At 56.8% G+C, this 20,998-nt stretch carries 27 protein-coding genes; 14 read left to right on the forward strand and 13 right to left on the reverse strand.

Annotation, left to right across the window (positions count from 1 at the left end; translation table 11 throughout):
• Position 1: 1 nt before the first annotated feature.
• From QDT79_RS18095 to QDT79_RS18130, 9 genes are all read left to right on the forward strand, one after another.
• Positions 2–235: a hypothetical protein gene (locus QDT79_RS18095; protein ID WP_308316878.1), complete on the forward strand. Its 234-nt coding sequence runs from the start codon at positions 2–4 to the stop codon at positions 233–235.
• An 11-nt stretch (positions 236–246) separates the two neighbouring features.
• Positions 247–825, forward strand: a complete 579-nt coding sequence (locus QDT79_RS18100) for a hypothetical protein (RefSeq protein WP_308316879.1) — start codon at positions 247–249, stop codon at positions 823–825.
• Positions 803–1,021: a hypothetical protein gene (locus QDT79_RS18105; protein ID WP_308316880.1), complete on the forward strand. Its 219-nt coding sequence runs from the start codon at positions 803–805 to the stop codon at positions 1,019–1,021. Before QDT79_RS18100 ends, QDT79_RS18105 begins: the two co-directional genes overlap by 23 nt.
• A 13-nt stretch (positions 1,022–1,034) precedes the next feature.
• Positions 1,035–1,244, forward strand: a complete 210-nt coding sequence (locus QDT79_RS25130; RefSeq protein WP_071883802.1) for a ParE family toxin-like protein — start codon at positions 1,035–1,037, stop codon at positions 1,242–1,244.
• Position 1,245: 1 nt separating this feature from the next.
• A complete protein-coding gene (locus QDT79_RS18110; RefSeq protein WP_308316881.1) occupies positions 1,246–1,617 on the forward strand; it encodes a hypothetical protein in 372 nt (123 codons plus the stop codon).
• 13 nt (positions 1,618–1,630) lie between these two features.
• Complete coding sequence (locus tag QDT79_RS18115; protein WP_086556890.1) at positions 1,631–1,819, forward strand: ANR family transcriptional regulator; 189 nt, start codon at positions 1,631–1,633, stop codon at positions 1,817–1,819.
• Positions 1,816–2,463 (forward strand): MT-A70 family methyltransferase, encoded by a 648-nt coding sequence (locus tag QDT79_RS18120; protein ID WP_308316882.1) that lies wholly within the window; start codon positions 1,816–1,818, stop codon positions 2,461–2,463. The genes QDT79_RS18115 and QDT79_RS18120 overlap by 4 nt, the downstream gene beginning before the upstream one ends.
• 181 nt (positions 2,464–2,644) lie before the next feature.
• On the forward strand, positions 2,645–2,893 hold the full coding sequence (locus QDT79_RS18125; protein ID WP_072271545.1) for an excisionase family protein: 249 nt from the start codon (positions 2,645–2,647) through the stop codon (positions 2,891–2,893).
• 33 nt (positions 2,894–2,926) lie between these two features.
• Positions 2,927–4,210 carry a site-specific integrase gene (locus QDT79_RS18130; RefSeq protein WP_164134372.1) on the forward strand — a complete coding sequence of 428 codons (1,284 nt, stop codon included), beginning with the start codon at positions 2,927–2,929 and terminating at the stop codon, positions 4,208–4,210.
• Positions 4,211–4,236: 26 nt separating this feature from the next.
• Here the strand turns inward: QDT79_RS18130 and ycgN are convergent, their stop codons facing one another.
• The 4 genes from ycgN to QDT79_RS18150 form a co-directional block, all read right to left on the reverse strand.
• Positions 4,237–4,683 carry a cysteine cluster protein YcgN gene (ycgN, locus tag QDT79_RS18135; RefSeq protein ID WP_308316883.1) on the reverse strand — a complete coding sequence of 149 codons (447 nt, stop codon included), beginning with the start codon at positions 4,681–4,683 and terminating at the stop codon, positions 4,237–4,239.
• A 121-nt stretch (positions 4,684–4,804) separates the two neighbouring features.
• Positions 4,805–5,461: a fumarylacetoacetate hydrolase family protein gene (locus tag QDT79_RS18140; RefSeq protein WP_063990140.1), complete on the reverse strand. Its 657-nt coding sequence runs from the start codon at positions 5,459–5,461 to the stop codon at positions 4,805–4,807.
• A gap of 58 nt (positions 5,462–5,519) precedes the next feature.
• A complete protein-coding gene (locus QDT79_RS18145; protein ID WP_373275481.1) occupies positions 5,520–6,542 on the reverse strand; it encodes a lytic murein transglycosylase in 1,023 nt (340 codons plus the stop codon).
• 28 nt (positions 6,543–6,570) lie between these two features.
• On the reverse strand, positions 6,571–6,843 hold the full coding sequence (locus QDT79_RS18150) for a YcgL domain-containing protein (protein WP_033643340.1): 273 nt from the start codon (positions 6,841–6,843) through the stop codon (positions 6,571–6,573).
• A 136-nt stretch (positions 6,844–6,979) separates the two neighbouring features.
• Here QDT79_RS18150 and minC point away from each other — a divergent pair, with 136 nt between their 5' ends.
• From minC to minE, 3 genes are read left to right on the forward strand one after another with little or no spacing between them, the layout of a single operon-like run.
• Positions 6,980–7,675, forward strand: a complete 696-nt coding sequence (gene minC, locus QDT79_RS18155) for a septum site-determining protein MinC (RefSeq protein WP_149559777.1) — start codon at positions 6,980–6,982, stop codon at positions 7,673–7,675.
• Between the two features lie 25 nt (positions 7,676–7,700).
• Complete coding sequence (minD, locus tag QDT79_RS18160; RefSeq protein WP_016927452.1) at positions 7,701–8,513, forward strand: septum site-determining protein MinD; 813 nt, start codon at positions 7,701–7,703, stop codon at positions 8,511–8,513.
• A 3-nt stretch (positions 8,514–8,516) separates the two neighbouring features.
• Positions 8,517–8,786: a cell division topological specificity factor MinE gene (minE, locus tag QDT79_RS18165; protein WP_004932303.1), complete on the forward strand. Its 270-nt coding sequence runs from the start codon at positions 8,517–8,519 to the stop codon at positions 8,784–8,786.
• Positions 8,787–9,023: 237 nt separating this feature from the next.
• On the opposite strand, the gene rnd is transcribed toward minE, so the two are convergent.
• The 5 genes from rnd to yoaA form a co-directional block, all read right to left on the reverse strand.
• Positions 9,024–10,145 (reverse strand): ribonuclease D, encoded by a 1,122-nt coding sequence (gene rnd, locus QDT79_RS18170; RefSeq protein WP_308316884.1) that lies wholly within the window; start codon positions 10,143–10,145, stop codon positions 9,024–9,026.
• 81 nt (positions 10,146–10,226) lie between these two features.
• Positions 10,227–11,915 carry a long-chain-fatty-acid--CoA ligase FadD gene (gene fadD / locus QDT79_RS18175; RefSeq protein WP_063990143.1) on the reverse strand — a complete coding sequence of 563 codons (1,689 nt, stop codon included), beginning with the start codon at positions 11,913–11,915 and terminating at the stop codon, positions 10,227–10,229.
• Positions 11,916–12,124: 209 nt separating this feature from the next.
• On the reverse strand, positions 12,125–12,715 hold the full coding sequence (locus QDT79_RS18180; RefSeq protein WP_308316885.1) for a Slp family lipoprotein: 591 nt from the start codon (positions 12,713–12,715) through the stop codon (positions 12,125–12,127).
• Positions 12,716–12,815: 100 nt separating this feature from the next.
• Positions 12,816–13,517 (reverse strand): tRNA (adenosine(37)-N6)-threonylcarbamoyltransferase complex dimerization subunit type 1 TsaB, encoded by a 702-nt coding sequence (gene tsaB, locus QDT79_RS18185; RefSeq protein ID WP_063990144.1) that lies wholly within the window; start codon positions 13,515–13,517, stop codon positions 12,816–12,818.
• Positions 13,518–13,596: 79 nt separating this feature from the next.
• The gene (gene yoaA, locus QDT79_RS18190; RefSeq protein ID WP_063990145.1) at positions 13,597–15,513 is read right to left on the reverse strand and encodes a DNA repair helicase YoaA; all 1,917 of its coding nucleotides are present in this window, start codon (positions 15,511–15,513) and stop codon (positions 13,597–13,599) included.
• 133 nt (positions 15,514–15,646) lie between these two features.
• Between yoaA and QDT79_RS18195 the strand changes: the two genes are divergently transcribed.
• Positions 15,647–15,991: a RidA family protein gene (locus tag QDT79_RS18195; RefSeq protein ID WP_033634838.1), complete on the forward strand. Its 345-nt coding sequence runs from the start codon at positions 15,647–15,649 to the stop codon at positions 15,989–15,991.
• A 62-nt stretch (positions 15,992–16,053) separates the two neighbouring features.
• Here QDT79_RS18195 and mdtI read toward each other — a convergent pair whose 3' ends face one another.
• From mdtI to zwf, 4 genes are all read right to left on the reverse strand, one after another.
• Positions 16,054–16,383 (reverse strand): multidrug/spermidine efflux SMR transporter subunit MdtI, encoded by a 330-nt coding sequence (gene mdtI, locus QDT79_RS18200; RefSeq protein ID WP_046687242.1) that lies wholly within the window; start codon positions 16,381–16,383, stop codon positions 16,054–16,056.
• Positions 16,370–16,738: a multidrug/spermidine efflux SMR transporter subunit MdtJ gene (mdtJ, locus tag QDT79_RS18205; RefSeq protein ID WP_004932327.1), complete on the reverse strand. Its 369-nt coding sequence runs from the start codon at positions 16,736–16,738 to the stop codon at positions 16,370–16,372. The genes mdtI and mdtJ overlap by 14 nt, the downstream gene beginning before the upstream one ends.
• Before the next feature lie 551 nt (positions 16,739–17,289).
• On the reverse strand, positions 17,290–17,931 hold the full coding sequence (locus tag QDT79_RS18210; RefSeq protein WP_308316886.1) for a bifunctional 4-hydroxy-2-oxoglutarate aldolase/2-dehydro-3-deoxy-phosphogluconate aldolase: 642 nt from the start codon (positions 17,929–17,931) through the stop codon (positions 17,290–17,292).
• 154 nt (positions 17,932–18,085) lie between these two features.
• Complete coding sequence (gene zwf / locus QDT79_RS18215; protein ID WP_063990147.1) at positions 18,086–19,561, reverse strand: glucose-6-phosphate dehydrogenase; 1,476 nt, start codon at positions 19,559–19,561, stop codon at positions 18,086–18,088.
• A 446-nt stretch (positions 19,562–20,007) separates the two neighbouring features.
• Between zwf and QDT79_RS18220 the strand changes: the two genes are divergently transcribed.
• On the forward strand, positions 20,008–20,880 hold the full coding sequence (locus QDT79_RS18220) for a MurR/RpiR family transcriptional regulator (protein WP_016927443.1): 873 nt from the start codon (positions 20,008–20,010) through the stop codon (positions 20,878–20,880).
• The last annotated feature ends 118 nt before the right edge of the window (positions 20,881–20,998 follow it).

A 20,998-nucleotide genomic window follows, 5' to 3' on the forward strand; every position in this document is an offset into this window, starting at 1 on the left:
GATGACTGAGCTAATCACGATTAAAACAGCGGAAGGCGACTGGGAAGAAAACGTCATTACGCATTTACCTGCCGTTGATGGGCAAGGCGACTACGCCACTCTGTGCGGGCTGGCGCTGGACGGTGATGAGGACAGCGGGACGATGGTAACTACACCGACAAAGCGGCGTGTAACCTGCGCAACGTGTTATTCGATGTGGCTACTGTGCCGTAGTTTCAGCGCAAAGCATTTTTGAATGGGGGATGCATGACACTAACGACTGAGCAGATACAGGACATTTATGAAGCCGCGGTGCATGTAGAGGCTGTTGGCGATGATCAGGATGCAGGCTTTGAATTGCTCTGCAAACTGGATGAAGTTGGCGGCACAGGCGCAACAATCCGCAAGCTGATCGACATGTTGCGAGCAGCTAACCGGGAGGCGCAGCCGGCTGGGTTCTACACCACCGTATCAGGCCGCAAAGGTATGGTTTGGCATAACGGCGCACCTGAAGATGACACCGCCATTTACACCGCCCCGCCAGCGCCAGCAGTGCCGGAGCTAATCACTGAAGACGAACAAGAGGAGGCCGTCAACCAGGGATATGCCAACTCATTCCGTGGGGGCTGGAACGCCTGCCGCGCCGCAATGCTGGCTCAACCTGTAAGTAGCGGTTACAAGTTGGTACCAGCAGAGCCAACCGAAGACATGATCGCCGCCGCAATGAACTGTGACGACGTGTCATTCAATGCCGACGAAACTTTCTGCGTTAACTTCGGCAACATCTACGCCGCAATGCTGCCAGCAGCGCCGGAGGGTGGGAATGATCACGATACCCGACGATAACGAAATCATCTCTCGGCTCAGCATCGCCGGTTCTACGCCGGATTCTGTCGCAAGCCTCCTCCGCTGTGCCGGCTACAATGGCATGACCGGGAAAGCCATCCGCCAGCGCCTGATCAAGCTGGAAAAAGAAAAAGCCGTCGAGAAAGTCCGCCGCTCTGGCATCCGCTCTGCTTGCTGGGCGCCAATTACCAAATAACCCACCGGTAAAAATGAAACCACGAATTCCGCAACGAATCAGCGCCAAAGCTGAGGGGGTTCTATGCGCCTACAGGGAGGGCAAAAAGAAACCCAACCGGACATACCAACATAAGCATTTAACGCTGCCAGTGGCCCGCTGCTGGCGATTGCTGTCAAAAGATAACGGCAACTCATGGGAGGTTATGTCCCACGAGCGCTACAACAACCAGATAAGGATCTGACATGACCAATTATGAGATGCTGCAATTCCTCATCGAAGACGGGGGCTGCTACACAGCAGCAGGCCATTTCGATTTGCTGAAATCCAAGTTCCCAGAAATTACCGAGAATCACATAAAGTCATTGCGTAGCGCGATCCAACGCTCCCCTCTGGTCGTTTCAAAAAGCAAATTTGCCGAAGGGAAAAAAGCCTTCAAGGTTGTCTCTATCGACCCAAGCTACATCACATACGCCAGGGCAAGACCGCCGACTACGCCAGGTAAAATTACAGACAGCTATATCCGCAGTGAACCGCCGGAAGTAGTGAGAATGATTCTGCTTGTCCAGCAATTCAACCAGCTGATCACCCCTGTAACCCACCAGCGCGCCTACTGATACCGGAGTAACCATGTCATTCAAATACAAATCTTTGGCCCATCAGGCGGCCGAGGCAGAGCGTCGCGCGCATTTTGCAGATGCTGCAGAGCTGTGGCGCCAAGCGATCAATGCAGCGCGGGCGGTGGATGTTGTCTGGGTTAACGTCCGCATAGAGTTTTGCGTCAACGCGGCCGCACGCTGCTGGGGTAACGCTCAATGACCTATCAACTCATCTATGCAGATCCGCCCTGGAGTTACGGCAACATAATCAGCAATGGCGCCGCCGGCAATCACTACAGCACGATGAGCATGGCAGACCTGAAGCGCCTGCCGGTATGGGCTGTTGCTGCGCCAGATAGCGTGCTCGCGATGTGGTACACCGGAAACCATAGCCAGGAAGCGATTGAGCTGGCAGAGGCTTGGGGATTCAGCGTCAGAACGATGAAGGCTTTCACCTGGGTGAAGCTCAACCAGCAGGCCGAAATTCGGTTTAATAAGGCGCTGCTGCAGCAAACCATCTTCGACTTCACCGACCTGCTCGACATGATCAACGCCGAAACCCGGATGAACGGCGGAAATTACACTCGCGCCAATTCCGAAGACGTGTTGATCGCCGTTCGCGGCCAGGGCATCGAGCGCGCCAGCGCATCAGTAAAACAGGTTGTGTTCAGCTGCCTCGGCGAGCACAGCGCGAAACCCTGGGAAGTCCGCCGGCGCCTTGAGCTGCTCTACGGCGACGTGTCACGAATCGAACTATTCAGCCGGGGCGATGCGCCAGGCTGGGATCATTGGGGGAATCAATGCCCAGTAAACAGCCTGCAATTGCTGCCGGCAGCGTTCAGCAAAACGCACTCAGATCAGTAGCAAAACGCTGTAACGACGAACTCCACGCCGCAATTAAGCAACACCCGAAAACCCCTTTCGACACCCTATCCCGCCCTATCATCATGAAGCATTTCGCACAGGTCGAACTGCTCGGCATTTCTTTGCCGCGATTCAACTACACGATCGGCATGCTGAATGGGCGTTTTACAGAGAGATGACTATGAGCGAAGTGATCAACCTTACGCCCAACAAGTGGGTTTCTGAAGATATATTGATAACGCTTACCGGTATGACAACGCACATGATCCAACATGCCAGGCGTACATCTTGGATGGAGGGCCGTGAATATCGGCATGTATCCGCAGACATGAATCCGGCACCGAACAGCACAATCATGTACAACCGAATCGAGGTTGATAATTGGGTAGAGAGACAAAGCCCCGCGAAACGCCGCAGAATTTCTGCTTAAATGCCCTTCCCTATCAACTAACGAGGATTCGTTATGTCAACCTATCCAACTGGAGTAGAGAGCCACGGAGGCTCTCTGCGTTTGTGGTTCATCTATCGAGGGAGGCGGGTAAGAGAAAACCTAGGCGTCCCTGACACAGCAAAGAACAGAAAGCTAGCCGGGGAGCTTCGCTCCTCAGTCTGCTATGCAATAAAGACTGGCTCCTTTAACTATGCCGCACAGTTCCCGCAGTCAAACAACCTAGCTAAATTTGGTTTCGTCGCTCCTGGTATAACTCTGGGCGAGGTTGCCAAGCGGTGGCTGGAGCTGAAACGCATGGAGATCAGCTTAAACGCTATAAACCGCTATACCTCCAATATTAAGGTTGCCACTGAGATATTGGGGCCAGAGCGGCTTATTTCGTCAATAACACACGAGGACATTTTAACTACAAGGAAGGAATTGCTCACTGGTCATCAAATCTGCGGAAAATACCAGAAGACGCGATGTGCGAAGAAGGGGCGGACGGCTAGGACGGTAAACGTTTATATGGCATGTCTTTCAGGTCTCTTCGAGTTTGCAGCCAGAAACGGTTATGTTGAAAAGTCGCCATTTGCTGGGGTGGAGCCGCTGCGCAAAAGCAAGTCTGAGCCAGATCCTCTTACACGCGATGAGTACCGTAGGCTGCTCGAAGCTGTTCCCTCAGAGCAGATAAGAAATTTGTGGGTGCTCGCCGTTAATACAGGGATGAGGCATGGCGAGATCAGCGCGCTTGCATGGGAGGATATCGACACAAAAAATTGGACAATCACGATAAGCCGGAACATCGCGATGAAAGGCCATTTCACTCCGCCAAAAACAGACAGCAGCATTAGGACAATAAACCTTACTGATGCAGCGATACAAGCACTCAAAAGCCAAATGGAATACACCAGACTTGGGAAGCAGCACAAGGTTAGTGTCCATCTGCGCGAGTTTGGCAGAACCCGTATTGATGAATGCACTTTTGTGTTTGTTCCCAGACTGACGGCGAGGAATGGAAAAGGAGGAGATTGGTATGGGCCAGGCTCTTTTGGTTCTACCTGGAACTTCATTTTAAAGAGAGCGGGGATACGACACCGCAAGGCGTATGAGTCGAGACACACATACGCATGCTGGGCATTGAGCGCCGGAGTGAATCCAAACTTCATCGCGGCGCAAATGGGCCACTCGTCAGCACAGATGCTTTACACAGTGTATGGCAAGTGGATGAGCGACAATAACCAGGATCAACTGAGCATTTTAAACGCAAACTTTAAGAGCAATGCCCCACAGATGCCCCAAGCATCTTTTAAGTGACAGACTTGCCATTCTAATTCAGATGCTTACCTAGCCCATTCCGGCTTGTTGAGGATATGGTCCTGCCAGTCCACCACTTCGCTCTCGCGCACCGCGATATGCCGCACCGTGATGCGCTCGCCGTGCATCGCCGCCTTGGAGCCACTCAGCAGCGGGTGCCAGGGGAACAGCGGTTTGCCTTCACCGATCAGGCGATAGGCGCAGGTCGGCGGCAACCAATCGAAGGTGGTGAGGTTCTCGCGCGTCAGTTTGATGCAGTCCTCTTCCAGCTCGAAGCGCCGCTCATAGTTACGGCATTGGCAGGATTTGATGTTGAGCTGGTTGCAGGCTACGTTGGTAAAATAAATCTCGTCGGTATCTTCGTCGATCAGCTTATTCAAACAGCATTGCCCGCACCCGTCGCACAGCGATTCCCACTCTTGTTCTGACATTTCCGCCAGCGTTTTCTGTTGCCAAAAAGCGAGTTGTGACATGTTAGCGTCCGGTTTCGGTAAATGGATAAGTCACCTGCGCACAGGTTCGAGGGGGGACTATATAGACATTTTAGCCACAAGATGCAAGCTTTGCCGCCGACGGCGCCGGCGGCAAGAGAGATCAGATCACGCGGGTGCTGAGCGTTTTGCCGTTCAGACTGATTTTCAGCATGTCGCCGGAGGTCATCGGGCCCACGCCCTGCGGCGTGCCGGTCAGGATGATGTCGCCGGCGCGCAGCGTGAAGAAACGGCTCATGTAGCTGATAAGCGGCAGGATCGGCGTGATCATGTCACGCGTATTGCCCTGCTGACGCAGTTGATCGTTGACGGTCAACGACAGCTCGGCGTTTTGCGGATCGCCGAATTCCGCCACCGGGATAAACCCCGACATCGGGCAGGAACCGTCGAAAGCCTTGGCCTTTTCCCACGGCTGACCGGCTTTTTTAAAGCCCGCCTGCAGATCGCGCAGCGTCAGATCGAGCGCCACGCCGTAGCCGGCGATCGCCCGTGCAACGCGGTCTTCGTTGGCCTGTTTCAACGGCGTGCCGATCAGCACCGCCAGCTCCACCTCATGGTGCACCGAGCCGAACTCTTTGGGGATGGCCACCGGCTGGCGAATATCGCACAGCGCCGTTTCCGGTTTGATGAACACCACCGGCTCGACGGAAACCGCACTGCCCATTTCCTTGATGTGATCGGCGTAGTTGCTGCCGACGCAGACCACCTTGTTCACCGGGAAATCGAGCAGCGAACCCTGCCAGTCTCTATGTTGATACATACCGCTTCTCCCAAACTGTAGAGGCTTGGCGCGCCAAGCCGATTATTGGTGTGCCGGATCAATGCCCGATAGCGTCCGCCATCATACCCACGGCGAGGGCGAAATAGTAAGAGCGATTCCAATGCATGAGGGTGCGAAAATTATCATAGACCAGGAACGTCCGCCCCTGCAGATCATCCGGCGCAATGATCCAACCACGCTGAACGGCATGCGGCAACGCACGGCCATCCGCACGACGCACCCCGCGTTGCTGCCAGGCGTTGACGCTGCGCGCCTGCGCGTCTTTCAAGCCCAACTCGGCCCGATTGAAACCGGCGGGCAGTTTGACCTCGCGCCCCCAGCCGATGCCGGGCTGCCAGCCTTCTTTGGACAAATAACTGGCCGTAGACGCGAAGACATCATCAATGTTGTTCCAGATATCGATGCGCCCGTCACCGTCGCCGTCCGCCGCGTAGCGCAAGAAGGAGCTCGGCATAAACTGGCACTGCCCCATCGCGCCGGCCCAGGAGCCTTTCAGCGGCGTATCGCCGACGTGCCCCTGCTCAACTATCTGCAACGCCGCCATCAGTTCCTGGCTGAAAAAGGCCTCGCGGCGTCCTTCAAACGCCAGCGTCGCCAGCGCAGACACCACGTCTTCCCGCCCCTGGATCTTGCCGTAGGCGCTCTCCATGCCCCATAGCGCGATGATATAGCGCCCTGGCACCCGGTAGCGCTCGCTGGCGCGCGTCCATTGCGCCTGGCGCTGCCGGTACAGCTCGCGCCCTTGGCGCACCTTGGCGGGCGATATCACACGCCTCAGGTAGTCATCCAGGGTGACCTTTTGCTCCGGCTGATTCCGATCGGCCTTGATCACCCGATCAACGAAATGGATTTGCGCAAAAGCGCGGCCAAGGGTGCTCTGGCTGATGCCCTGCTCCCGAGCCCGGCGCTTGAGTTGCTCGACATACGCCGGGAACTGCGCCGGATCCCGGCCGCTCGCCGCCAGCGTCGTCTCCTGTGCCGCCTGCGGTGAGCCCGGCATCAGCACTCCGCCCAGCGCCAGCCAAGCGGCCAATACGGTTCTTCTCGCCGAACGTGTCATCGCGCCTCCCCTGGCCGTGGCGACTGTCTCAGGCCTTGTCGCCGGCCAGATGCTGATTGAGCAGGTTTTCGACCGGCGGCGGGAACTGCAGGTAATAGCCTTCATCTTTCAACGCCTGCTTCACCTTTTCGATATCCGCCGAGGCCAATTTCTTGCGCTCATCGAGCGAAAGCATCATGGCGAATTGCGGCACGCCGAAACTTTTCATCAGCGCTTCCGGCACACGAGAGAAATCGTCTTTTTTTTCGACATAAAGATAAGTTTGATCGCGTTTCGGGCTTCTATAGATCACACAAAGCATTTTTTTAACTCTATTTAATTGAGGGAGCGTCTTGCCTGGATATAACTCTGACTATAACATGCTTATAGTACATCGGAATATCGCACCCCGAGTGGTATTCCGGGGATTTAAAGTTGCTGAGACTGAGTCAGGATAGATGTCACAATCGCCAATTGAGCTAAAAGGCAGCAGTTTTACCCTATCGGTTGTTCATTTGCATAATTCGCAGCCCGAGGTAATACGTCAGGCGTTACAGGAAAAAGTTGAGCAAGCGCCCGCTTTTCTGAAAAACGCCCCTGTTGTTATCAACGTCGCAACGCTGGAAGGCGATGCGAACTGGAAAGAACTTCAACAGGCTGTCGCGGCAGCAGGTCTGCGCGTTGTGGGTATCAGCGGTTGCAGAGATGAGCGTCAAAAGCGCGCGATAGCCCGTGCCGGGCTGCCGCTGCTGAGCGAAGGCAAAGGCCAGAAAATGGCGACGCCGGAGCCTGCGCCTGCGCCCGTGGTGGCGGATAACGCCCCCGCCAAAACGCGCATCATCAGTACGCCTGTCCGTTCCGGCCAACAGATTTACGCCCGCAACTGCGATCTTATCGTGACCAGCAGCGTCAGCGCCGGCGCCGAATTGATTGCCGACGGCAATATTCATGTCTACGGCATGATGCGCGGTCGCGCACTGGCAGGCGCGTCAGGCGACACGCAATGTCAGATTTTTTGCACCCACCTGGCGGCTGAGCTAGTCTCTATCGCAGGGCAGTACTGGTTGAGCGACCAAATCCCGTCCGATTACGTCGGGCAGGCCGTACGACTCAGCCTGTTGGATAACGCTTTAACCATACAACCTTTAAATTAAGCCCTTTTGACAAGGAATCCATTTCATGGCACGCATTATTGTTGTTACATCGGGTAAAGGGGGCGTTGGCAAGACCACTTCGAGCGCGGCCATCGCTACCGGCCTGGCCCAGAAAGGCAAGAAAACCGTCGTGATCGATTTCGATATCGGTCTGCGTAATCTTGACCTGATCATGGGCTGCGAACGTCGGGTAGTGTATGATTTCGTGAACGTGATTCAGGGCGATGCCACGCTGAATCAGGCGTTGATCAAAGACAAACGCACTGAAAACCTCTATATCCTGCCTGCTTCGCAGACGCGCGACAAAGACGCGTTGACCCGCGAAGGCGTTGAAAAAATTCTCAACGATCTCGGCGAGATGGATTTTGACTTCGTGGTGTGCGATTCACCGGCCGGTATCGAAACCGGTGCGCTGATGGCGCTGTATTTCGCCGACGAAGCTATCATCACCACCAACCCGGAAGTGTCTTCGGTACGCGACTCCGACCGTATCCTGGGCATCCTCTCCTCCAAGTCACGCCGCGCCGAGAAAGGTGAATCGCCAATCAAGGAACACCTGCTGCTGACCCGTTACAACCCGGGCCGCGTCAGCCGTGGCGACATGCTGAGCATGGAAGACGTGCTGGAAATCCTGCGTATTCCACTGGTGGGTGTGATTCCGGAAGACCAGTCCGTGCTGCGCGCTTCCAACCAGGGTGAGCCTGTCATTCTGGATGCCGAGTCAGACGCCGGTAAGGCGTACGACGATACCGTTTGCCGCTTGTTGGGGGAAGAACGCCCATTCCGCTTCATTGAAGAAGAGAAGAAGGGTTTCCTGAAACGCCTTTTTGGGGGATAAACCATGGCCTTATTAGACTTCTTTCTGTCCCGCAAAAAACAGACAGCCAATATAGCCAAGGAACGGCTGCAGATTATCGTCGCAGAGCGTCGTCGCGGGGACAGTGAGCCCCCGTATCTGCCTGATCTGAAACGCGATATTCTGGCGGTTATTTGCAAATACATTCAGATCGATCCTGAAATGCTGCACGTGCAGTTCGAGCAGAAAGGGGACGACATTTCGGTACTTGAACTTAACGTGACATTACCGGAATCGGAAGAAGCAGCTAAATGATTGCGACGCATTAATTACCCCCTGTATATTTTATGCAGGGGGTAACTGTATGTGCATCCAGTTATTAAGCTTTATCGGCAGCAAAAAAGCCATTTTTTCCTTTGGGACTATTCCCAATTAACTTTGCCGCCGCCTCGTTTAAAGTAAATTCTGGCCAGATTTACCTTCAACGCATTATTTCCTGCCTATATTCACCCGAGCAGAGTTTCCCTACCCTGCCCTGGTGATAATCAGCGATTAATAATCTTTCAGGATGTCCTGCAACGGTGCCATTAATAAATCGCCGCGCCAGCCACTGATTAATTCAGGGCGATTTTCGCCGTCCTTCAGTTTCCAATGCCAGTTCAGCAATTGGTTAATTTGGCGACGGGATGCCAGCAGCTCGCTACTCAACCCACTTTGCTCACTGACGGTAGCGATCGCCGCCTTGATGTCTTTGAACACCTTCTTGTAACCCGGCTGATCGATAAGGTTGGCCAGCGGCGCCGGCAACTCGGATTCCTCCAGCGCTTCGGCTTCCGCCACCAGCGCCAACAGCGTTTTACCGTGATAACGGATCTCCGGCCCGCTCAGACCAAGCAAATCCAGTTCTCCCAGCGAAGACGGCATATAGCGCGCCACCTGCCACAGGTTTTCCTCACGCACCACGAAGTTCACCGCCAGATCGCGCTCGCGCGCCTGGCGCAGCCGCCATTCCGCCAACTTCTGCAGACAACCGAGCTGACGCGGGCGCAGCTGCCACGCGTTGTTGATTTCGCGGTAGGCCAATTCCGGCGCCAGCGTCTCGCTACGGCGCTGGCACAGCAGCAGGCACTCGTTATTGGCTGCCGCGGTCCAACCGGCCTCTTCGGTCTCCTGCACCAGCTGTTTGGCCATCGGCAGCAGATAGAACACGTCGGCGGCCGCGTACACGCACTGCCTTTCGGTCAGCGGACGCGCCAGCCAGTCGGTGCGCGACTCGCTCTTGTCCAGCTCAACCTTCATGTACTCCGCCACCAGCGTCGCGAAGCCACAGGAGAGCGGCCGGCCGATAAAGGCCGCCAGGATCTGAGTATCGACCATCGGCGTCGGCAGCGTTTTAAAGGCGTTGAGAAACACTTCGAGATCTTCACTGCCGGCATGCAGGAACTTCACCACGGCGGTGTCGGCCAGCAAGTCGACAAACGGCTGCCATTCCTTGATCGGCAGAGGATCGATGAGGGAGAGTTGTTCACCGTCGTAGAGCTGGATCAGGCCCAGCTGCGGATAGTAGGTGCGCGTTCTGACAAACTCGGTGTCCAGCGCAATCTGAGCATGCTTTCTCGCCTGCTCGCAGACTTGCTGCAATCCGGCATCGGTAGTGATCAACTGATAATTCAAAACATCATTCTCTTGTAGGATTCAAACACAACAACGCCGGCATTCACCGGCGTTGTTGATAGTCAGGCGCGAAAGCCAGACCTAGGCGGCATCGGCCGGCTTCGGTGTTTTTAGCTCATCGCGCAGTTCTCGCCGCAAAATCTTGCCGACGTTCGACTTCGGCAGTTCATCGCGGAACTCAACAATTTTAGGCACTTTATACCCGGTCAGGTGGCGGCGGCAATGGGTCAACAGCTCTTCCTTGGTCAGCGAGGCGTCTTTCTTCACCACGCAGATCTTCACCGTTTCGCCGGAGGCCTCGCTGGGCACGCCGATCGCCGCACATTCCAGCACTTTCGGATGCTGGCTGACCACGTCCTCGATTTCGTTCGGGTAAACGTTGAAACCGGAGACCAGGATCATGTCTTTCTTACGGTCGACGATGCGCACAAACCCCTGCTCGTCTACGGTCACCACATCACCGGTCGCCAGCCAGCCGTCTTTCAGCACTTCGTCGGTAGCGTCCGGGCGCTGCCAATAGCCTAACATAACTTGCGGCCCTTTGACCCACAGTTCGCCCGGTTCGCCCGGCGGCACATCGTGACCGTTGTCGTCCACCAGCCGAATGTCCGTCGACGGCACCGGCAAACCGATACTGCCGCTGTAGTGTTTCAGATCGTAAGGGTTACCGGCCACCAGCGGCGCGCACTCCGTCAGGCCATAGCCTTCCAGCAGGTGTTTGCCGGTGGTTTTCTCCCACTTCTCGGCCACCGCTTTTTGCACCGACATGCCGCCGCCGACCGAGAAACGCAGCGTAGAAAAATCGAGTTTGTGGAACTCTTCGTTGTTCAGCAATGCGTTGAACAACGTATTCACCCCGCTCATGGCGGTGAACGGGTATTTGCCCAGTTCCTTCACCAGCCCTGGAATATCGCGCGGGTTGGTGATCAACAAATTGCGCCCGCCCAGATCGATAAACAGCAGGCAGTTCACCGTCAGCGCAAAAATGTGGTACAGCGGCAACGCCGTCACCACCAGTTCCTGCCCTTCGCGGAACAGCGGCGAATAGGCGGCCTTGGCCTGCTCGAGGTTGGCCTGCATGTTGCGGTGCGTCAGCATCGCGCCCTTCGCCACGCCGGTGGTACCGCCGGTGTATTGCAGGAAGGCTAAATCGGCATTAATGATGTCCGGTTTTACATATTGCAGGCGCCGGCCGCGCTGCAGCGCGCTGCGGAATGAAATGGCATCCGGTAGGTTGTATTTCGGTACCAGGCGCTTAACGTACTTGACCACGAAGTTGACCAGCGTGCCTTTGGCGGCAGAAAGCTGATCGCCCATGCGCGTCAGGATCACGTGCTTGACCTGGGTGTTGAACACCACTTTTTCCAACGTATGGGCAAAGTTGGAGACGATGACGATGGCGCTGGCGCCGCTGTCGTTCAACTGGTGCTCCAGCTCGCGCGGGGTGTACAGCGGGTTGACGTTGACCACCACCATACCGGCGCGCAGAATGCCGAACAGGGCGATAGGGTATTGCAACAGGTTAGGCATCATCAGCGCGACGCGGTCGCCCTTCTTCAGGCCCAGTTCATTTTGCAGGTAAGCCGCGAAAGCCCGGCTGCGTTCTTCCAGTTTGCGGAAGGTCATCACCTCGCCCATGTTGATAAAGGCGGGCTGATCGGCATAGCGCTGCACGGCATGCTCAAACATTTCGATCAACGACGAATAGCGATCGGCATCAATCTCTGCGGGCACATCTGCCGGATACCGTTTTAACCAGACCTTATCCAAGGTATTACTCCTGAAATCATTACTAATTATCATCGCAGCCCTCAAACTCGCAGCCTAACCATAACAATATTTTAACTCAGCGGACCAGTTCGGGTTTTAAACATTATTCAGGTTGCGATGTACGTCACTAATTGTCGGATATTCCTTATCCAAAAAAGCAAAAGGGCGGCCTGAGCCGCCCTGTCAAATTTGTTCACATCAAGCGTATGTTACTCGGTTACGATGGTTTGCACCTGTGCCGGGCCGGCGTTGTACCAACCATAGCCTGCGCCCCAACCGGGTCCCCACGGGCCACCGCGCCAGCCCCAGGGCCCCATCGGCGCCGGCGGCATCACTACCTGCTGCACCAGATGCCAACGTTTGAAACCGGTCACGTTCATCGTTACGAAACGATACGGCGTCATGCCGATCCGCCCTTCTTTCAGGCCGGTAATGGGGCCGACGACGGTCACCAACTGGCCTTTAAAATCGACCGGTTCGAGGAAGCCGTTCACCGTGGCCAGCAAGCGGCCGCGCGACGGCTCGCCCAATATCGGCCGCGCACCGCTGTCGAGCGGCACCGCCGCAATCTCCAGCACCGTGCGCCCTTGCTCGTTGGCGACGTTCACCACGGTGCCGCCGAAGCGGGCTTCCGCGCCGGTAAACAGGTTGGGCGCATTTTGTACCGAGGAAAGCTGAGTCACCGGTGAGGGGCTTGACCCCTTGATCGCATCAGGTACGGTGACGCACCCGGACAGAACCAGCGTGCCGCAGGCGACGGCCAGCAGCGACAGCTTTTTACTTGCAGTGCGGATTAACATGGTCGCAATCTCCTGAAATGCCTGTAACTTTGACCGCGTTTCATCGTTCAAGTTGCAGGCTTTCATCGCCCGGCATCAACAACAGCACAATACGCCGCGCTTACTCGCGGCCCGGCAGTTTTTTCCAGGTGACTTCATTGCGCAAATAGGTCGGCTCAGCGTTTTCTACCGCCACTGCCAACCCCTGTTGCCAGGCGTGCAGCGCCAGCGGCAGCATGTCTTGCGCTTGCGGCAACAGCATCTGCCCGTCACGCACGCTCAGCGTAGAACCCTTGACCAGATCGGGATAGGTTTGCCAGCCGGTGCCGACGTGGGCCCATTCGCCCTGCAGGCGCTGCGCACGCTCCAGCGCCTGCGCCGGCGACAGCACCGCCTCGCCTTCGCTTTCCAACCAGTTGCCGTCCACCTGGCGTTCGAACTGCCCCCAGTAGACCTCGCCCATGCGCGCATCGATCGCCGCCAGCACGCGCTCTGCACCGCTGACGCGCCAAGCGCCCTGCGCCATGGTTCGCAGCGTGGAAACGCCAATCATCGGCAGATCGGCGCCCAGCGCCAGGCCCTGAGCGATGCCGATGCCGATGCGCACCCCGGTAAAGCTGCCGGGGCCGCGACCGAAGGCCAGCGCATCGAGCTGGTTGAGCGCCAGACCGGATTCCGCCAGCACCTGCTGCACCATAGGTAAAATACGTTGCGTATGCTCGCGTGGGCACAGCTCAAACAGGGCGTGGATTTCGCCTTGATTCCAGACGGCGACGGAACAGGCTTCCGTCGCGGTATCGATCGCTAAAATTCGCGTGGACATGCCAACCTCTGGCGGGAATAAAACTGGGTTTTTCATACAGGGCGCGCATTGTAGCACAGCCCCGTAAGCCCTTCATCTTTCACGTGGCCGACGTATCGGCGGCCTGCAGGAAGGCGATGGCCTGCTTCAGATCGCGGGTGCGCGGCGTGGGCGGCAGGCTATTGAGGAACACCTCGCCGTAAGGCCGCATCACCAGACGATTATCGCAAATCACCAACACGCCGCGGTCGTCGGTATCGCGGATCAAGCGGCCGACGCCCTGTTTCAGGGTGATGACCGCATCCGGCAACTGCACATCATTGAACGGATCGCCGCCGCGCAGGCGGCAATCTTCAATGCGCGCCTTCAGCAACGGATCGTCCGGTGACGTAAACGGCAGTTTATCGATGATGACGCAGGACAGCGCATCGCCGCGCACGTCCACCCCTTCCCAGAAGCTGCTGGTCGCCACCAGCAGCGCGTTACCGGCGGCGACGAACTGCGCGAGCAGCTGCCCTTTGCTGGTTTCCCCTTGCAATAGCACCGGCAGCGTCATCGTGGCGCGGAACTCTTCCGCCAACTCTCGCATCATCTGGTGTGAGGTGCATAAGAAGAAGCAGCGGCCGTTGTTGGCTTCGATTAATGGCCGCAGCATGCGCGCCAGCTGGCGCGCCCCGCCGCGCTGGTTCGGCGAAGGCAAAAAGCGCGGCACACACAGCAACGCCTGTTTGGCATAGTCGAACGGGCTCGGCAACAGCAGCGTTTTGGCCTTGGTCAGCCCCAGCCGTTCGGTGAAGTGGCCCAACTGATCGTTGACCGACAGCGTGGCCGAGGTAAAGATCCAACTGCCCGGCTTGTCGTCCAGCATTTCGCGGAACCGATCGGCCACCGTCAGCGGCGTCAGCGCCAGCACGAAGTGACGCGAGTTGCATTCATACCAATAGCTGTAGCCCGGCTCCGTCACCGCCTTCAGCCGTTTGAGCCGCGCGCGGTACAGCGTGGCGCGCTCAAAGGCGGCATCCAACAGCGCCGAACGCCCCAGCGACAGCTTCATCACGTCATAACACAGCTCCAGCGCATCATCGAGCAGCAACAGAGCGCGCTGCACGTTGGGTTCGCCGAGCACGTCACGCAGATTGCCGCGAAAACCCGGTTCCCCCAGGTTCAGGCGAAAATCTTGCGTACTCAGGCTGAGACGGTCGGCGCTTTTTTGCAGTTGAGCGGAGTCGCGCACCTCGGTGCGGTAGGCGATGGTGATGTCCTTCGCCAGATCCAACAGTTGGCGGCTGGTGAGCTGCTGGCCGAAATACTGGCTGGCGATGTCGGGGATTTGGTGCGCCTCGTCGAAAATCATCACCTCGGCTTCCGGGATCAACTCAGCGAAACCACCCTCTTTCACCACCATATCTGCCAGGAACAGGTGATGGTTCACCACCACCACATCCGCATCCATCGCACGGCGGCGCGCCTTGACCACGAAGCAATCCTGATACAGCGGGCAGTCGCTGCCCAGGCAGTTGTCATTGGTGCTGGTCACCAATGGCCAGACGAAGCTGTCTTCCGCCACTTCGCTGCAGGTGCTGATATCGCCCTCTTTGGTCTGCGACGACCACTTGCGCAGCTGCACCAGATCGATCAGCGTCTGCCCCGCCAGCTCCCCGCCGGCCATCGACTGCTGCTCCAGCCGCTCGAGACACAAATAGTTGGAGCGCCCCTTCAGCAGCGCCAGCTTGCCTTTGTACTTCAACGCCTTGGCGACGGTGGGCAGATCGCGCGCATACAGCTGATCTTGCAGCGCTTTCGAACCGGTAGAGATGATCACTTTGCGATCGGCGCGCAGCGCCGGCGCCAGATAAGCGAAGGTTTTGCCGGTGCCGGTACCGGCTTCCACCACCAGCTCCTGCTTGAAATTGATCGCCTCGGTGACGGCTTGCGCCATCTGCCGTTGCGGCTCACGCGGTTTGAATCCCTTGATAGCCTGCGCCAAGGCGCCGTCTGTTGCAAAATCGTCTGTCACGCTGTCTCTCTGCCGGTGTCATTCAGCGGTGATTATGCCAAGCCTGCCGCCCGGCTACCACCCACTTTATCGCCGCGCTTTTTCATCGTCGGCTGTGCTACCCTTAGCGCGACTATGATATGGAGATAAGCAAATGAATATCGAAAGAATTGATCCCGATCAGCGCTGGTCCGAAGCCGTAGTGCACAACGAGACCGTTTACTACACCAGCGTGCCGGAAAACCTGGATGACGACGCGACCGCGCAGACCGCCAACGCCCTCGCCGCCATCGACGTCCTGCTGGCGCGTGTCGGTTCGGATAAAAGCCGTATTCTGGATGCCACCATTTTCCTGGCCAACAGCGCCGACTTCGCCGCGATGAACGCCGCCTGGGACGCCTGGGTGGTCGCCGGCAGCGCGCCGGTGCGCTGCACCGTGCAGGCGCAGTTGATGAATCCGAAGTACAAGGTGGAAATCAAAATCATCGCCGCGCTGTAAGCCTGAGCGCAGACGAAAAAAAACCGCAGACGGCGACGCCTGCGGTTTTTTATTGCCCGCTATCAGGACAGTTTGAGGATCACCATCCCCGTCAGCAGCAGCGCCAGGCCAATCCAGCCTTTGGCGTTCAGCCGCTGGCCGAACATGATCCAGCCTGCGGCGATGGTGGCGGCGATACCGAAACCGCCCCACAGTGCATAAGCGATCGACAGATCGATGCCCTTCACCGCCTGTGCCAGGGCGCTGAACGCGCCGAGCACCGACAGCAGCGACAACAGCCCCAGCCAAACTTTACGGAAGCCGTCCGACATCTTCAGGAAGATGTTGGCGATAATTTCCAGCACGATCGCCAGTCCCAGGAACCCAATGTGGTACAACTCAAACTGTTGCATGGTTGTCACCTCGCGGGCTGACCTGTTTTCGCTCTTTGCGGGTGCCGGATTTCACCAGCATGATGCCGGCGATCAGCGTCGCCAGGCCCAGCACCTTCAGCGCCGAGATCGGCTCGTCGAACCACAGCACGCTGAACAGGGTAATGAACAGAATGCCGATGCCTTCCCACAGCGCATAAGCTACGCCCAGCGCCACGCGTTTTACCGCCACCGACAGCAACACATAAGACGCGGTGATCATCACGTACATCACGATGTGCCCGATCATGCCGCCATTGACGCTGGCGTATTTCATCGACAAGGTGCCGATGATTTCGGTCATGATGGCCAAGCCTAAAAAGATCCAATAAATCATAATTTTTCTCCCAAACGGCGAATAACGCGCGCCAAGGCATATTTATCCCGATTTATCTCGTCGAACGGCCGCAGTGCGGCGCGCAAGACGCAGAGATCCCTGGGGATAAACTGACCCAAACGCAAAAAGAATGTTTGCCCGGCTGAACGGTAGCGTGAAGGCCTAAGCCCGCCACCCGCACCGGTTAAGGGAGAAAGACGCTATAGCTCGCTGCACCAGTGATGCTCACTGGCAAGGATCGCAGACAGGAAGAGTTGGCACGTAGAGGTTCTGAGGGTAGTTCCGTTAATAGTCATCATAATAGTTCTCTATTATCAGCCGCACACCGTGCGATTTGCCCAATATCCTCATAAAAGTAAAATTTTTGACTGAGATATTTTTACCACAGCCAAAATAAGAAAGCAAACTGCCGTTTTCATAAAAAGCGGAAAAAAATGGGTTAAAAATAAGAAAGTTAATCACGATAAAAATCAAAAAAGGCTCAACGAAGCGTTGAGCCTTGCGATATTCGCGGGTGCGCAAATAAGCGCCAACATCAGGCGCGGCGCGGGTTACAACGCGGCGCCGCTGACGGCGCTGCGCGCCAGTTCAGTGATGCGCGCATAGTCGCCGCTTTCGAGCGCATCCGCCGGCACCAGCCAGGAACCGCCGATACAAAGCACGCTTTTCAGCGCCAGATAGTCGCGGTAGTTGTTCGGCGTAATGCCGCCGGTCGGGCAAAAACGCACCTGCGGGAACGGGCCGCCGATCGCTTGCAGTGCCTTCACGCCGCCGTTGGCTTCCGCCGGGAAGAATTTGAATTCGCGCAGGCCGTGATCCATACCCTGCATCAGCTCCGAAACGGTGCTGATGCCCGGGATCAGCGGGATTGGCCCCGCCGTCGCCGCCTGCAGCAAGGCTTCGGTCAGCCCCGGGCTGATGGCGAACTGCGCCCCCGCCTCGGTCACCTCCCGCAGCTGCTGCGGATTGATCACCGTACCGGCGCCGATAATGGCCTCCGGCACCTCTTTGGCGATAGCGCGGATAGCCTCCAGCCCGCAGGCGGTGCGCAGCGTCACCTCCAATACCCGCACGCCGCCGGCAACCAGCGCTTTCGCCAGCGGCACCGCCTGCTCCAGCTTGTTGATCACGATAACAGGCACCACCGGTCCCGCCGTCAGGATCTGCTTGGCGCTGGTTTTCCAGTTTTTCATCGTTATTTCTCCATTACTCGCGGTTAACAATGGCACGCCCCTGCCACAGGGCTCCGCGCAAATGCGCGGACGTCCGGCCGTACCGTAAGTGATGTGGCCCACGCGCAGATCGCAGGCAAAAAAAAGCCGGCAGACAGGCTGCCGGCATTGCGCATTACTCGAACTCGTTCCAGGAACGGCCGTCGCGGGTGATCATCGCCACCGAGGCCACCGGCCCCCAGGTGCCCGCCTGATAAGGCTTCGGTGCCTCGTTGTCGGCTTTCCATGCGTCCATGATGGAGTCGACCCACTTCCAGGCTTCTTCCACTTCATCGCGGCGCACGAACAGCGCCTGAATGCCGCGCATGGTCTCCAGCAGCAGGCGCTCGTAGGCGTCCGCCACGTGCTCCTGGTTGAAGGTTTCCGAGAAGCTCAGGTCCAGCTTGGTGGTCTGCAGACGGTGCTTGTGATCCAGCCCCGGCACCTTGTTCAGCACCTGAATTTCGATGCCTTCGTCCGGCTGCAGGCGGATGGTCAGCTTGTTCTGCGGCAGCTGCTGGTAAGAATCGCTGAACAGGTTAAGCGGCGGGTTTTTGAAGTACACCACCACTTCCGAGCATTTGGTCGGCAGGCGTTTACCGGTACGCAGGTAGAACGGCACCCCGGCCCACTGCCAGTTGTCGATATCCACGCGGATGGAGACGAAAGTTTCGGTGCTGCTGCTCTTGTTCGCCCCTTCCTCTTCCAGATAACCCGGCACTTTCTTGCCCTGGACGAAACCGGCGGTGTACTGACCGCGCACGGTGGTTTCCCGTACATTGGTCTGATTGATACGGCGCAGCGAACGCAGTACCTTCACCTTCTCGTCGCGGATACGGTCGGTGGTCAGATCCGCCGGCGGCGACATGGCGATCATGGTCAGGATCTGCAGCAGGTGGTTCTGGATCATGTCACGCATCTGGCCGGCCTGGTCGAAGTAACCCCAGCGTCCTTCGATGCCCACCTCTTCCGCCACGGTGATCTGCACCGAATCGATGGTGCGGTTATCCCAGTTGGAGGCGAACAGCGAGTTGGCGAAACGCAGCGCCAACAGGTTCAGCACCGTCTCTTTGCCGAGATAGTGGTCGATACGGTAAACCTGGGATTCGTTGAAGTACTCCGCCACCTGATCGTTGATCACGCGGGAAGACGCCAGATCGGTGCCCAGCGGTTTTTCCATCACCACGCGTGCCGGCTCATGGTTCAGCTTGGCTTCGCCCAACCCTTTGCAGATGGCGCCGAAAGTGCTTGGCGGCATGGCGAAGTAGTTGATGGTGGTGCGGTGTTTCTGATCCAGCATTTTACCCAGTTTGGTAAAGTTCTTGCTGTCGTTGACGTCCAGGTTGCAGAAGTCCAGGCGCGCGCTCAGCGTGGCCCAGAGTTCGTCATCCAGTTTTTCCTTCATGAAGGTGCCAAGCGCTTCCTTGACCACTTCGGTATAAGCTTTTTTATCCCACTCCGCGCGGCCAACGCCGATGATCCGCGTATCCGGGTGGATGTGTCCGGCTTTCTCTAACTGGTACAGGGAAGGCAGCAGCTTACGGCGCGCCAAATCACCTTTCGCGCCGAAAATAACCAGGTCACACGCCTGGGCTGTAGAGGTTACCGCCATGTTCATCTCCTCGTTGCAGGATATTTGTAATTTTCTTACATTACTAATGTACTCTGTTTGACTACGGCCAGCAAACCCGGTGCAAAAGCAGGAAAAAGACCTCAAGATTCCAGTGGTAGCGCCAATGCGCGCCAGCGCCCTCACAGCGGGCAAAACTGTAACTTTTCGTCTTTTTTGACGCTCTGTTACCATTATGAAAGTTAGACACAGGTCATATTCTGGTGAAAAAAGCCTGCATACGCCCTGTCGAGACTGCCAACGGTTACCAGCACGTAGTATATTTTCACTAAACCGGCATTGATTTCTCCTTTGTTTGAAATCGACATACCCTATCGATTCCAGGTTACAGCCGCTCGTTTGGCGTCAGCTTGCACGGCGAACACGGGCGAAATTCGACGCTGTTGCTTGAAAGCCACAGGGATAAAACCATGAGTGACTCTCGTTATATGAATACGCTGGACAAAATCCAGAGCCATCTGGAACGCCTGAGCAAATCTGAAAGGAAAGTCGCCGAGGTGATCCTGGCCTCCCCACAGACCGCCATTCACTCCAGCATTGCCACGCTGGCCCGCATGGCAGACGTCAGCGAACCCACCGTCAACCGTTTTTGCCGCCGCCTTGATACCAAAGGCTTTCCCGACTTCAAACTGCATCTCGCCCAAAGCCTGGCTAACGGCACGCCCTACGTAAACCGTAACGTAGAGGAAGACGACAGCGTCGATTCCTATACCAGCAAGATCTTCGAATCGGTCATGGCCAGCCTGGATACAGTAAAGGCAAATTTGGATATTGCCGCAATCAATCGTGCGGTTGACCTGCTCACCCAGGCAAAAAAGATCTCTTTCTTCGGCCTCGGCGCCTCCGCGGCGGTGGCGCACGACGCGATGAACAAATTTTTCCGCTTCAATATCCCGGTGGTCTACTTCGATGACATCGTCATGCAGCGCATGAGCTGCATGAACTCCGGCGAAGGCGACGTGGTGGTGTTGATCTCACACACCGGCCGCACCAAAAATCTGGTGGAGATGGCCCACCTGGCGCGAGAAAACGACGCCACGGTACTGGCTATCACCTCCCGCGACACCCCGCTCGCCCAAGCGGCGACTCTCGCTTTGCTGCTCGACGTGCCCGAAGACACCGACGTTTACATGCCGATGGTGTCGCGGATCGCGCAATTAACGCTCATTGACGTGCTCGCCACCGGATTTACCTTGCGCCGAGGGGCTAAATTCAGAGATAACTTGAAGCGGGTCAAAGAAGCGCTCAAAGAATCGCGCTTTGATAAAGGGGTGGTCATTCCCAACAGTTTTGACTCGTGACCTGACGAAGAAAAAAATCGCCGTTCAACAGACATTTGAATGACGGCATCAGAGGCTGTACCCTGTTAATATGCTCATGCGGGTAACCCGGGTGAAATATCAGTGTTGTAAAATTACA

Origin of the sequence: Serratia marcescens (assembly GCF_029846115.1) — a bacterium.
Classification (GTDB): domain Bacteria; phylum Pseudomonadota; class Gammaproteobacteria; order Enterobacterales; family Enterobacteriaceae; genus Serratia; species Serratia marcescens_L.